Raw genomic sequence first — 13,727 nt, 5'->3', positions numbered from 1 at the left:
CCGCTTGTCGGGAAAGGCCGACACGCGGCGCATGGCGCGATTAACCCGGTTTTATGAGGTCGTCTGATACGGGTTCCCAGCATAAGCCTATGAAGCCATACCGTCCCCTGGCCGCGCTGGCCCTGTTCCTTTCGGTCATGATCCTGCCTTTTGGGCGCCTTCAGGCGGCCGATTCGTGGGCGGCATGGCGATGGACGTCGTTCGCGAGCCTCGGCGAAGCGATCGGCCTGCCGCATATCACGACCACCGCGGTCGTGCGCGCGCGCGACGGGACGATGTGGATCGGCACCCGCGGCGGCCTGACCCGCTATGACGGCCAGCGGGTGCGGACCTTCAAGCAGCGCCAGGCCGATCCCCATTCGCTGCCCGACAATTATGTCCGCTCGCTGATGGCGCTGCCGGGCGGGGGCGTGCTGATCGGCACCAATGTCGGCGGCCTAGCCCGCTACGACCCGCAACGGGACGCGTTCATCCGGCTCAAGCCGACCCACGGCGCGATCGGAGCCCGCATCTTCAGCTTCACGCCGGACGGGGCGGGTGGCGCCTATATCGGCTCGGACGGCGGTGTGCACCATTATATCGCCCGGCTCGATCGCGTCGATCCGATGACCGAAAGCGCGATACCCTCGCCCGATGGCCGCCCCCAGGGCGCCTTTGCGGTGTTCCGCGACGGCGACGGCACCTTGTGGGCGGGCTCCGACCATGGACTATGGAGGCGTGCGCCGGGTATGCGTCCGTTCACCCCTGTTCCGCTGGGCGCGCACAAGCCATCGGGCGATGTCTGGTCGATCCTGCGCGACCGCCGGGGGCGGCTTTGGGTCGGTACCGGGTCGGATGGCGTGTACCTGTCCGAGAATGGCGATCCCCGGCATTTCGTCCAGCTGCCCACGCTGACCAGCGATGCGCCGTTGATCGGGCACCGGACGATCCGCGCCCTTGCCGAGGACCGGCTCGGGCGGATATGGATCGCGACCGACGGCATGGGCATCGTCCTGCTCGACCCGGCGCGCGGGTTCGCCGCCAGCGGGCTGCGTCACGACATGGGCAATCCGCTGGCGCTGGCCGGGGATACCGTGCGTGCCCTTGCAATGGACGATGGCGGCGGGATCTGGGCAGCGACCGAACTGGGTGCGTCGCGGACCCAGGGGCCGGGGGGCGGCGTGCTGCGCATCGGTTCGGCAATGCACGACCCCCGGCTGTCGCTGGCCGATGACAATGTCCGGGGCGTGCTGGTCGATCGTCGCCAGCAGATATGGCTGGGCTTCAGCAACGGCTCGGTCGATCGGCTCGACCGGGCGGCGGGGCAGGTCCGCCACCTTGCGCTTGCCGGGCATCATGCCGGTCAGGATATCAAGGCGCTGCTCGAATCGTCGGATGGGTCGATCCTGATCGGCGCGCGCGGTGTCGTGGCAATCGATCCCCGGACGCTCGCCACCCGTGATCTCGCCATCCCCGAGCTTGGCGACCTGCCGGTCATCTCGCTGGCCGAGACGAAGCGCGATCTGCTGATCGGCACCTATAAGGGACTGTACAAGCGCGACCGTGCGACCGGGCGGGTGACGGTGTACCGGCACGACCCGGCGGACCCGCGCAGCCTGCCGAATAACGAGGTCATCAACATCCTGCCGCGGCCCGATGGCCAGGTGCTGGTCGCCACGCCCGGCGGGATCGGGCAGTTCGATCCGCGCAGCGGCCGGTTCGTCTGCTATGCCAATCGGGCGAACGATCCCTATAGCCTGCCGCAGGATTATGTCGGGTCGATGGTGCCCGACGGACGGAGATTATGGGTCGGTACCTATGGCGGCGTGGCGCTCGGCCGCGCGACGCGCAGCGGCTGGAAATTCCGCGCGATCGGTGAGGCGCAGGGGCTGGCGGGCGACAATGTCGCCTCGCTGACGCCCGACGCCCGGCGTCGCCTGTGGACGGCGAGCGCGGGCGGGATATCGGTCATCGATCCGACCTCGCTCCATGTCCTGGAAATGAGCCAGCGCGACGGCATGCCGATGCGTGCGTTCAACCAGCGTGCGGCGGCCACGATGAACGACGGATCGTTGCTGTTCGGATCGCCCGAGGGGTTGATGGTCCTGCAACCCGATCTGCTGCTGGGACGGCGGGACAGGAGCGATACCGCCCAGTTGATCGTCAGCCAGGCGGATATCAACGGGCGGCTGCTGGCGATCGACTCGGTCGCGCGCGACCCGGTGGTGCATCTCGATCGTCAGGGCCGAACGTTGCGGCTGGGCTTTTCGCTGACCGATTATGCGGCGCCCGAGGAGATACGCTATCGCTATCGGCTCGAAGGGTTCGATGCCGACTGGATGACGGTGCCTGCGGGCACCCCTGCCACCGCCATCTATACCAACCTGCCCTCGGGCGATTACTGGCTGACGCTCAGCGCGCATGTGCCGGGGCTGGCGGCACGGACGGTGACGCGACAGGTACGGATCACCGTCGATCCGCAATGGTATGAAACCTGGCCCGCCCGGATCGGCCTGAGCCTGTTGCTGCTGGTGTCGATCGGCGGCGCCTTCTGGCTGGTGACGGCGGTGATCCGGCGGCGCGCCGACGTGCTGGAGGCGATCGTGGCCGAGCGGACCAGCGCGCTGCGCGTCGCGAACGCCCAGCTCGATCGGCTGGCCAGCACCGACCCGCTGACCGGGCTGGCCAATCGCCGCACCTTGATGAACGAAATGGAGCAGGCCGCCGAGCGGGCATGCCGTTCGGGCGGCGGCTTCGCCTTCGCGTTGCTCGACCTCGACCATTTCAAGCGGATCAACGACGAACATGGCCACAGCGTCGGCGATGCGGTGCTGGTCGAGGTGGCACGACGTATCCAGGGGGCGGTGCGCGCGAAGGACTGCGTCGCGCGCTATGGCGGGGAAGAGATCGCGATCCTGTTTCCCGACACCGGGCTGGAGATCGCCACCGCCATTGTCGAGCGGCTGCGGCGCCAGATCGCCGAATCTCCGGTCATGGCCGAACATGGCCCGGTGCCCGTCACGATGAGCGCGGGGGTCGCCCATTGGCGGGCGGGCAATATCGCGGGCGACCTGATGCGCCGCGCGGACGAAGCGCTCTACCGCGCCAAGCGGGGCGGTCGCGACAGGGTGGAACAGGCCCGCGATCTGGAAAGGGTCGATGGATGACCTTGCGGGAACCGCAGGTGGACGCCACCGTTGGCCCGATGATGACGAGCGACGACGCCCTTTCGGACATGCCCACCCACTCGCTGACCGGACGGCTGGTGCGGCAGCACAGCGCCTTCATCCTGCAATGCGATGACGGTGCGACATTCGAGTTGCGTCTGTCGCGCGTGCCCGTCGATCATGTCGGCAAGTCGGTGACGATCACCGGCCGGTTGCTCGGCCCCGACCTGCTGGAGGCGGATGGCGTCCGCGCCGCCTGAGCGGATCAGTGCGCGCCCTTGCGGGAGGGGAGCAGGTGAAGCCCCCCCGCAATCACCCCGCCGACGATCAGACCGACGATCGCGGCCCCGATCGCGCTGACGATCCAGGCGATCGCGGCTCCGGCAAAGGGCAGCGCCTCGCCCGCGTGATGCGCGGTGTCGTGGATCAGATGGGGCAGGGTGGTCAGCCCGAACTCTTCCATGCCGTGCACGATGATCCCGCCACCGACCCAGACCATCGCGGCGGTGCCGACGATCGCCAGGATACGCAGCAAGACCGGCATCGCCTTGACCAGCCCGCGCCCGACCGTCTGCGCCAGCGCATTGTCGCGCTGTGCCAGATGCAGGCCGATATCGTCCATCTTCACGATGGCGGCGACCAGCCCGTACACGCCGACGGTGATGGCGATGCCGACCAGCGCCAGCGCGATCGCCTGGGTCCCGATCGACAGGTCGGGCAGTTCGGAGAGCGCGATCGCCATGATCTCGGCGGACAGGATCAGGTCGGTGCGGATCGCGCCCGAAACCTGGCGGTCCTCCAGCGTCCTGGCATCGACCGCCGCTTCCTCCTCGGCCTCGCCATGCCCGCCGATCAGCGATTCGAGGATCTTCTCGCTCGCCTCGAAGCATAGGAAGGCACCACCCGCCATCAGGATCGGGGTGATCGCCCAGGGCGCGAAGGCGCTGAGCAGCAGGGCGGCGGGAAGCAGGAACAACAGCTTGTTGCGCAGCGACCCCAGCGCGATCTTGCCGATGATCGGCAATTCGCGCTGCGGCGACAGCCCGACGACATAGCGCGGCGTGACGGCGGTGTCGTCGATCACCACCCCGGCGGCCTTGGCCCCAGCGCGGGCGGAGGCCGCCGCGACATCGTCGAGCGACGCCGCCGCCAGCTTGGCGATCGCCGCCACGTCGTCCAGCAATGCGACCAGACCCCCTGCCATCGAACCGTAACTCCCCAAATTGATGGGCAGTGCCTAAAGCCTGTGTCGGGCCGATGCACGGAAAAATGACGCCGCCGTCATGTCATCCAGGCCGCCCCGCGCCATTGCTCGGTCAGATGGGCGATCAGCGCGGGAACCGCGGCGGGGGCGCCGACCGGCGCGTGGAGGCCCCAGATGCCGACCTCGACCGATCCCTGCCGTTCGGGAAGCACGCGAACCAGCCGTCCGTCAGCCAGCGCATCGGCCACGTCCCAGAGCGAGCGAAGCGCAATGCCCGCGCCCGCCAGCGCCAGTTCCCGTACGGCCTCGCTGGAATTGGTTTCCACCCGGCTCTCGCCCTCGACCGTCGCGCCGGTCAGGCGCCAGGGCAATTGCCCCTGTGCGGCGATCAGCCGATGTCGGCGAAGCTCCGCGACCGTCGTGGGACGGCCTGCGCGCTCCAGATAGGCCGGGCTGGCGCAGAGCAGGCGGCGATTGTCGGCAAAGCGATGCCCGGCAAGCCCCGGCGGCGGCGCGGTGGTGATCCGGATCGCCAGATCGACCCGTGCCGCAGCCAGATCGACATAATCGTCCGACAGATCGAGTTGCAGCCGGACCGCCGGATAGCGATCGAGAAAGGCGGGCAGGCAGGGCGCGACCCAGAGCCGCCCGAAAGAGGTCGGAACGGTCAGCCGCAACGGCCCGGCCGGGGCGGCGGCGGTCTGGCTGATCCGCGCCTCGGCCATGCGGAGCCCGGCGACCAGCGGCGCGACATCCGCGTGAAAGGCCTCTCCCGCCTGGGTCATCGTCAGCCGTCGCGTCGTGCGATGAAGCAGCCGGACGCCCAGCCGAGCCTCGAGCCGCGCGATCCGCTTGGACACCATGGCGGGGGACAGTCGCCACGCCCGCGCCCCGCCCGCCAGGCTGGCCTCGCGCACCACATCGACGAACAGGGCGATATCGGGGTCCATTCGTTCCTCCGGCGATCGACAGCGTTGCGATTATGACCTCTACCGAAGGATATGGCGATGGCCTATCCTGTCCCCCGAAATGCCAGTTCGGGAGAGTATCGATGATCGACCGCAAAGGCCTGTCCGTCGCGCCGGAACTGGTCCGCTTCCTGGAAGAACGAGCCTTGCCGGGAAGCGGGATCGATGCGGATCGCTTCTGGACCGGCATGGCCGCCGTCTTGGCTCGCTTCGCGCCGGAAAACGCCGCGCTATTGCGCAAGCGCGACGCGATGCAGGCGGCGATCGACGACTGGTATCGCGGTGGCGGGCTCCATGACGGTGCGGCGCAGCGGCGCTTCCTGACCGGGATCGGCTATCTGGTGCCCGAACCGCCGCCGTTCACCATCGCGCCCGATAAGGTCGATCCCGAGGTCGCCCTGCTCGCCGGGCCGCAGCTGGTCGTGCCGATGCTCAATGCACGGTTCCTGCTCAACGCGGCCAATGCGCGTTGGGGAAGCCTGTATGACGCGCTCTACGGCACCGATGCCATCGCCCCCATCGGCGATGCCAAGGGCTATGACCCCGAACGCGGGGCGGCGGTGATAGACTGGGCCCGCGCTTTCCTCGACACGGCGGTGCCGATCGCAGGTGGCTGGTCGGCGGTGACCGATCTGGCCGATGCGGTCGCCGCGCTGGACGATCCTTCGCAGTTCGTCGGGCGGAGCGAGACGGGATGGCTGTTCCGCCATCACGGGCTTCATATCGAGGTGACGGTCGACCGCAGCCATCCGATCGGCCGGAGCGACCCGGCGGGGATCGCCGATGTGGTGCTGGAATCGGCGCTGACCACCATTTGCGATCTGGAGGATTCGGTCGCGGCGGTCGACGCGGCCGACAAGGTGGCGGGCTACGCCAATTGGCTGGGGCTGATCGACGGCACGCTGACAGCATCAGTCGAGAAGAACGGTCGCACGACCACCCGGCGGCTGGCCGGGGACCGCGCCTATCGGGCACCCGACGGGACGCCCTTCAGCTTGCCCGGTCGAAGCCTGCTCTTCGTGCGCAATGTCGGCCATCTGATGACCACGCCCGCCATCCGCCTGGCCAATGGTACCGAAGCACCGGAAGGCATTCTCGACGCGATCGTCACCAGCCTGATCGCGATGCGCGACGGCCGGAACGGAGCGCCCGTGCGCAACGGGCGGACGGGCTCGATCTATATCGTCAAGCCCAAGATGCACGGCCCCGAGGAAGCGGCCTTTGCCGATCGGCTGTTCGACGCGGTCGAGGATATGCTGGGGCTCGACCGGCACCGGATCAAGATCGGGGTGATGGACGAGGAGCGCCGGACCTCGGCCAATCTGGCGGCCTGCATCCATGCGGTGAAGGATCGGATCGTCTTCATCAACACCGGCTTTCTCGATCGGACCGGCGACGAGATCCATAGCGCGATGCAGGCCGGTCCGGTGGTTCGCAAGGGCGCGATGAAGGCATGCGACTGGATCGCCGCCTATGAGGATCGCAACGTCCAGATCGGGCTGGCCTGCGGCTTTGCCGGGCGGGCGCAGATCGGCAAGGGGATGTGGGCCGCACCCGACCGGATGGCCGATATGCTCGCGCAGAAACAGGCGCATCCGATGAGCGGCGCCTCGACCGCCTGGGTTCCGTCGCCGACCGCCGCGACGCTCCACGCGACCCATTATCACCGCGTCGACGTCGCCGCCCGCCAGCGGGCCCGTGCGGCCGAGCCGGTCGCCGCGCTCGAACGCCTGCTGACGCCGCCGATCGCGGTCGATCCCGATTGGACGGCCGAACAGATCGCCGACGAGCTGGAAAATAACGCGCAGGGGCTGCTCGGCTATGTGGTCCGCTGGATCGATCAGGGCATCGGATGTTCCAAGGTGCCCGACATCCATGACATCGGATTGATGGAGGATCGCGCGACGCTGCGCATTTCCGCCCAGCATATCGCCAACTGGCTGCACCACGGGATCGTCGATGCGGGCCAGGTCGAGGCGGCACTGATGCGGATGGCCGCAAAGGTCGATGCCCAGAACCGGGGCGATCCGGCCTATCGTCCGATGGCCGGACGGGCCGACAGCCTGGCGCTCGCTGCGGCCCGTGCGCTGATCTTCGAGGGGGTGGCGCAGCCGAACGGCTATACCGAGCCGCTGCTCCATCGTTTCCGCCAGGTCGCAAAACAGGGTTCGGCGCTGGGGGAGGCCGCCTGATGCCGCTCTATGCCCTGGGCGCGCTTCGCCCGGACGTCCATCCCAGCGCCTGGATCGCTCCCTCCGCCGATGTCATCGGACAGGCAGTAGTCGAGGCGGAGGCGAGCCTCTGGTTCGGGACGGTGGTGCGCGCCGACAACACGCCGATCCGGGTCGGCGCACGGACCAATGTGCAGGACGGCGCGGTGCTGCATTCCGATCCGGACAGCCCGCTGACGATCGGACAGGACTGCACCATCGGCCACCGGGCGATCCTGCATGGCTGCACCGTCGAGGAGGGCTGCCTGATCGGCATGGGCGCGACCATCCTCAACGATGCGGTGATCGGTGCCGGTTCGCTGGTCGGCGCGGGCGCGCTGGTGACCGAGGGCAAGGTCTTCCCGCCCGCCAGCCTGATCGTGGGTGCGCCCGCAAAGGCGATCCGGACGCTTACGCCCGAAGATCTGGCACGGCTGCGGCGGTCAGCGGACGGCTATGCCGACCGTGCTCAGCGATATGCCGTGCAGTTGCAGCGACTTGACCGGGATCGGTCCGGAGCGGCCGTTGACGACGGCGTCGCACCTGCCTAGCCAGATGGGGTGACGCCGCCTACCATCCTGATCGTCGAGGACGATCCCGCCCTCCGCACCCTGACCGCGCGCGCGCTTCAGGAGAACGGATTTGCCGTGAAGCTGGCCAATGCCGCGCCCGAAATGTGGCAGGCGCTGGAGGTCGGCCAGATCGACCTGATCCTGCTCGACATCATGCTGCCCGGCACCAGCGGCATCGACCTGTGCCGTCAGGTGCGCCAGAAGAGCCCGGTTCCGATCATCTTCATCAGCGCCAAGGGCAGCGAGGTCGACCGCGTCGTCGGGCTGGAGCTGGGCGCGGACGATTATCTCGCCAAGCCGTTCGGCACGCGCGAGCTGGTCGCCCGCATCCGCGCGGTGCTGCGGCGCGGCGGGCTGGAGAGCACGCCGGGCGAGCGCGAGGCGGGCATATTGGGCTTTGACGGCTGGACCGCCAACCTGCCCCGGCGCGAGCTGATGTCGCCATCGGGCGCCCAGGTTGAGTTGACGGGGGCCGAGTTCGACCTGCTCGTCGCCTTTCTCGACAATGCCCAGCGCGTCATTGCGCGCGAACGTCTGATAGAGCTGTCCCGCGCGCGGATCGGCGACAGTTCGGACCGTAGCATCGATGTGCTGGTCAGCCGGTTGCGCCGCAAGCTGTCAGGGGCGGGGGGCGCCGCGCCGATCGTTACGGTGCGCGGCGTCGGTTACATGCTCAACGTGCCGGTGGAGCGGCGGTGATCCGCCCCTCGGTCGGCCTGCTCGGCCGGATCGTCGCGATCCTGCTGCTGGCGGTGACGATCGAGTTCGCCGTCTCCACCTATCTCTACGAGCGCGCCAGCCATGTCTCGGTCCGTGACGACGAGGCACGGCGGCTGGCCGAGCATCTGATCGTCGCGCGCCGCGTCCTCAACGAGCGGCCCGCGATCGAACGCCCCGAAGTGGCCGAGGAACTGACCACCGACCGCTATATCGTCGGCTGGTCCACCCAGACCCCGCCACGCCCGACCATCGCGCCTGCGATGGACAGCATGCGCCGCCAGATCGTCGATTGGGAGCCGTCGCTGGCCGCGACCGACATTCATCTTCGGCTGACCTCGCCGGGGCGGACCTCGATGGTGTCGGGGGATTTGCGGCTGGATGACGGGTCGCTGCTGAGCTTCCGGATGCGCGAGGGGGTTCGGACGCTCGACCTGGCCCTGGGGCGGGTGCTGCTGGCGCTGATCCCGGCGATCGCGCTGATGTTTGTCAGCGGCGCGCTGATCGGGCGGATCCTGCATCCGCTCCGCACGCTGGCCCGCGCGGCCGACAAGCTGGGGCGCGGGCAGGGTGCCAGTGCCCTGATCGTTCCCGAGCGCGGCCCCAAGGAGGTGCGCCACGTGACCCGTGCCTTCAACCGGATGCAGGCGCGGATCGGGCGATTGATCGACGAACAGACGCGTGCCCTGGCTGCGGTGGGCCATGACCTGCGCACCCCCGCTCGCGCGATTGCGCTTACGGGCCGATTCCATCCGCGAGGCCGAGGTTCGCGACGCGATCGGCAACGACATCGAGGAAATGGAAGCGATGGTCTCGTCGCTTCTGGCGTTCCTGGGCGGGGAAGGGGATGTCGAACAGCCCGAATTGACCGACCTGGCCATATTATGCGCCAATCTGGCCGACGATGCCGCCGATCACGGGCGCGACGTCCGCTATGCCGGTCCCGATCATTTCGACTGTCGTCTTCGCCGCTTCGGAATGAAGCGCGCGCTGACCAATCTGGTCGAGAACGCGCTGCACTATGGCCAGCATGCGGTCATCACGCTGGACGTCGAACGCAGCGACGCGGTGCGCATCCGGGTCGAGGATGACGGACCCGGCATTCCCGAGGAGTCGCTCGAACTGGTCCTGGAACCGTTCGTCCGGCTGGACGCGGCGCGGCGGCGCGACACGGTGGGCTTTGGTCTTGGCCTGTCGATCGTCGCGCGGGTCGTCGCGGCCGAAGGCGGGGAGTTGACCCTCGCCAATCGGCCCGAAGGCGGGCTGTGCGCGGAAATTCGCCTGCCGCATTGCCGGACATGATTTGTCACGAACGCGCTGCACGACAGCAAAAAACAACGCGTATATCCTGTCCGTAGAGGAGAGGAGTGACGGGTCGTCGATCAGCGGCCATGACCGGCTTCAGAAGTATTGAAGCCAGCGATCATGGAAGAGGCGCAAGGTCGACGGTCCGTCACGAACGCCGAGGCACCTTTATGCTTCGGCACCATCCTGCGACGGTCGGCCGCATCTTGTGGAAAGACCGCCGAACGGTTCGTTGTTTTGACATCATTCGGGAGCATGACCGATGACGATGGAGTTTGATTTGACCGCACTGGAATTGCAGGGCGCCCTGCTGGTGCTCGCGGTGATCATCACCTTCGCCGCGATCGAGGGCTGGAAGGCCCGCTAACCCCTTATCCGGTTTCGTCCGGGCTCCCCTGCCGCCCCCCTCCGGCATGAGCCCGATCGAAGGGGGTGGGCGGTCCGACCTCAGGGTCGGGCCGCCTGCTCCGTAACATCCAGCCGTCCCCGGATCGCGTTGAGCAGCTGCCCCGCCGAATAGGGCTTCGTCAGCAGCGCCGCGTCCAGTTCCGCCGCATCGCCCGCCATTCCGCCGTCGCCCGTCGCGAACACGATCGACAGCGTCGGCCGCATTTGCCGCGCCCGTCCCGCCAGCTCGATCCCCGATTCGCCCGGCAGGTTGATGTCGGTCACCAGCACGTCGATCTGCGCCGTCTGAAGCGCGGTCATCGCTTCCTCGGCGGTCACGGCATGGACCACGACGAAGCCCGCATCCTGCAACACCTCGGCCGTGTTGGCGCGGATCAGATCGTCATCCTCCACCAGCAGGATGGTCTGTCCGTCGTGCAGCGGATGGACGACCGGCTGGCTGTCGACCGGGTCGCCCGGGGCGGCGTGGCCCGCATCGTCCCTGGGCATCTTGCGTTGCCGCTGATTGGCCAGGACATGGCGGAACTTCCGCGCCAGCGCCTCGCGGGTATAGGGTTTGGACAGCAGCTCGACGCCCTTGTCCAGCCGCCCGCCATGGACGATCGAATTCTCGGTATAGCCCGATGTGAACAGCACCGCGATATCGGGCAGCCGCTCGCGTGCCTTGCGCGCCAGTTCGGGGCTTTTCAGCGTGCCGGGCATGACGACATCGGTGAAGAGCATGTCGATCGGAATGCCGCTCTCGATGACGTTGAGCGCGCTTTGCGCGTCGACCGCCTTCAGGACGCGGTAACCCAGGTCCGACAGCAGCTCGACCACGGTCGCGCGCACCTCGGCATCGTCCTCGACGACCAGCACGGTCTCGGTGCCGCCGGTGATCGGGCCGGTGTCGACCGCCACCTCGACATCCTCGGCCTCCATCGCGCGCGGCAGATAGAGCTTGATCGTGGTGCCGTGGCCGACCTCGGAATAGATCTTCACATGGCCGCCCGACTGTTTGACGAAGCCATAGACCATCGACAGGCCCAGCCCCGATCCCTTGCCCTCGCTCTTGGTCGAGAAGAAGGGCTCGAACACCTTCTGGATGATGTCCTCGGACATGCCGCTGCCGGTGTCGGACACCGCCAGCATGACATATTGGCCCGGCACCACCTCGTCATGGGTGCGCGCATAGGCGTCGTCGAGATGCGCATTGCCCAGCTCGATGGTCAGCTTGCCCTGACCATCCATCGCGTCGCGCGCGTTGATCGCCAGGTTCAGCAGCGCATTCTCGATCTGGGCGGGGTCGATGAAGGTGTTCCACAGGCCGCCTCCGACGATCGTCTCGATCTCCACGCCCTCGCCGATCGCACGGCGCAGCATGTCGTCCATGCCCTGCACGAAGCGGGTGACGTTGACGACCTTGGGCTCCAGCGCCTGCCGCCGCCCAAAGGCCAGCAGTTGCGACGCCAGCTTCGACCCGCGCGAGACGCCCGCCATGGCGTTGGCGACCCGCTGTTCGGCACGGCTATTGCCCGCCACGTCTTTGCCCAGTAGTTGGAGATTGCCCGACACGACCTGAAGCAGATTGTTGAAGTCGTGCGCGACGCCGCCGGTCAGCTTGCCAATCGTCTCCATCTTCTGCGCCTGGGCCAGCTTCATCTCGGCCTGGCGGCGCTCGGCGATTTCCTCGATGACGCGGCTTTCCAGCGTCTCGTTGAGCTGGCGGAGCTGTGCCTCGGCGCGTTCGCGGTGATGGACCTGACGTGCCAGCACATTGGCCTGGTCGCGCAGCGCCTGTTCGGCCGCGCGCTGCTCGGTGATGTCGGTATGGACGCCGACCCATTCGACCAGTTCGCCATCGGCCCCGACGATCGGCAGGCCCCGGATCGCATAGGTGCGCCATTCGCCGTCATGGCGACGGACGCGGTGTTCGTGAACGAACATGCCCTTGGCGGCCACCGCCTTGTTCCAGGCGACGATGCTGTCCGCCGCATCGTCCGGATGGACGGCATTCGCCCAGCCGAAATTCTGATATTCCTCGCGGGTCTGGCCGGTGATCGCGGCCCAGCCGGGTTGCTCGCCGACCATCCGTCCATCGGCGCTGTTGGTCCACAGCACCCCATGGACGGCGTCCATCGCGGCGCGGAACCGGCGATTGCTGCGCTCGATCACCTCGGCATGGCGCATCCGCTCGTCGACATCGAAGACCAGGATATGAAAGCCGACGACCGCGCCCTGTTCGTCCCGGCGGGGAATATAGCGCGTCTCGGCGCGCCGATGGCTGCCGTCGCGATGCTGGATCCGGACGTCGGCGACCACCGTCTCGCCCACCAGCGCCCGCTCGATCAGCGGGCGCCGCTCGGCATAATCCTCGTCGGTCAGCACGTCGCTGATCCGGGTGCCCAGCATGGCGTCGGGGTCGACGCCCAGGAACTCGCGGTAATAGCTGTTGGCGAAGCGATAGCGTTCCTCGCGATCGACAAAGGCGACCAGCACGGGCAGCGAGTCGGTGATGACGCGCAGCTCGGCTTCGCTCTCCGCCAGCCGCCGCTCCGCCGCGACCCGTCCCGTATTCTCGACGACGGTGCACATCACCCCGCCGACATCGCCATGGTCGAGATAGACCGGCGTGTAATAGAGGTCGAACACCACCTCTTCGGGCTGACCCGCGCGGGTGACGATCAGCTTCTGATCGTGAAAGGCCAGATCCTCGCCCTGGAATCCCCGCGACAGGATGTTGCGATTCCAGTCCCATATTTCGGGCCAGACCTCCGGCACCAGGCCACCGAACGCCGAGGGATGGCGCGGCCCGGCGATGGTGCGATAGGAGTCGTTATAGATCATCACATGATCCGGACCCCACATCAGGACCTTGGCGATCGGCGAATGGACGATGTTCGCCACGGTCGTGCGCAGCGCGGCGGGCCAGCCGCCGATCGCCCCCAGCGCCGTGGCGGCCCAGTCATGATCGCGCACCCGCTGCCCGCATTCGCCGCCGCCGACCAGCCAGGCGGTCGTCTCATCGAAAGGCTGCTCCGCGCGCAGCCGCTCGAGCGCCGCGACCAGCAGCGCGTGCTCGTCGGGAAAACGGCCGGTTTCAATGGCATGGACGACATATCGGTCGAGCTGCGCCGGGAGCGGCAGCATTCGCGACAGGGGAGTGTTCATGGATTGACGCATGGGTAAGCTAAACCGCCAAGTCAATCGGCGGTGTC

The 13,727-nt window shown here is 67.7% G+C and carries 8 protein-coding genes and 1 pseudogene; 6 read left to right on the top strand and 3 right to left on the bottom strand.

Features of this window, described 5'->3' with window-relative positions; translation table 11 throughout:
* The first annotated feature begins 89 nt into the window (after positions 1-89).
* On the top strand, positions 90-3,146 hold the full coding sequence (locus QE363_RS12235) for a diguanylate cyclase (protein WP_309695598.1): 3,057 nt from the start codon (positions 90-92) through the stop codon (positions 3,144-3,146).
* Positions 3,143-3,406, top strand: coding sequence for a DUF5818 domain-containing protein (locus QE363_RS12230; protein WP_309695596.1), 264 nt, complete (start codon positions 3,143-3,145; stop codon positions 3,404-3,406). Before QE363_RS12235 ends, QE363_RS12230 begins: the two co-directional genes overlap by 4 nt.
* Before the next feature lie 5 nt (positions 3,407-3,411).
* Here the strand turns inward: QE363_RS12230 and QE363_RS12225 are convergent, their stop codons facing one another.
* A complete protein-coding gene (locus QE363_RS12225; protein WP_309695594.1) occupies positions 3,412-4,350 on the bottom strand; it encodes a DUF808 domain-containing protein in 939 nt (312 codons plus the stop codon).
* 77 nt (positions 4,351-4,427) lie between these two features.
* The gene (locus QE363_RS12220) at positions 4,428-5,300 is read right to left on the bottom strand and encodes a LysR family transcriptional regulator (RefSeq protein ID WP_309695592.1); all 873 of its coding nucleotides are present in this window, start codon (positions 5,298-5,300) and stop codon (positions 4,428-4,430) included.
* A 101-nt stretch (positions 5,301-5,401) separates the two neighbouring features.
* On the opposite strand from QE363_RS12220, the gene QE363_RS12215 reads away from it, so the two are divergent.
* The 4 genes and pseudogenes from QE363_RS12215 (at position 5,402) to QE363_RS12200 (ending at position 10,119) form a co-directional block, all read left to right on the top strand.
* Positions 5,402-7,510 carry a malate synthase G gene (locus QE363_RS12215; RefSeq protein WP_309695590.1) on the top strand — a complete coding sequence of 703 codons (2,109 nt, stop codon included), beginning with the start codon at positions 5,402-5,404 and terminating at the stop codon, positions 7,508-7,510.
* Positions 7,510-8,079, top strand: coding sequence for a gamma carbonic anhydrase family protein (locus tag QE363_RS12210; RefSeq protein ID WP_309695588.1), 570 nt, complete (start codon positions 7,510-7,512; stop codon positions 8,077-8,079). Before QE363_RS12215 ends, QE363_RS12210 begins: the two co-directional genes overlap by 1 nt.
* 9 nt (positions 8,080-8,088) lie before the next feature.
* Positions 8,089-8,799 carry a response regulator gene (locus tag QE363_RS12205; RefSeq protein ID WP_307098917.1) on the top strand — a complete coding sequence of 237 codons (711 nt, stop codon included), beginning with the start codon at positions 8,089-8,091 and terminating at the stop codon, positions 8,797-8,799.
* Positions 8,796-10,119: pseudogene (locus QE363_RS12200) on the top strand (ATP-binding protein). The gene QE363_RS12205 and the pseudogene QE363_RS12200 overlap by 4 nt, the downstream one beginning before the upstream one ends.
* Before the next feature lie 450 nt (positions 10,120-10,569).
* On the opposite strand, the gene QE363_RS12195 reads toward QE363_RS12200, so the two are convergent.
* Positions 10,570-13,680, bottom strand: coding sequence for a response regulator (locus tag QE363_RS12195; protein WP_309695585.1), 3,111 nt, complete (start codon positions 13,678-13,680; stop codon positions 10,570-10,572).
* Between the last annotated feature and the right edge of the window lie 47 nt (positions 13,681-13,727).

This window comes from Sphingomonas sp. SORGH_AS_0870 (genome assembly GCF_031453175.1).
Taxonomy (GTDB): Bacteria; Pseudomonadota; Alphaproteobacteria; order Sphingomonadales; family Sphingomonadaceae; genus Sphingomonas.
Note: the sequence above shows the minus strand (reverse complement) of the source record. Positions and strands in the feature narration are given on the sequence as shown.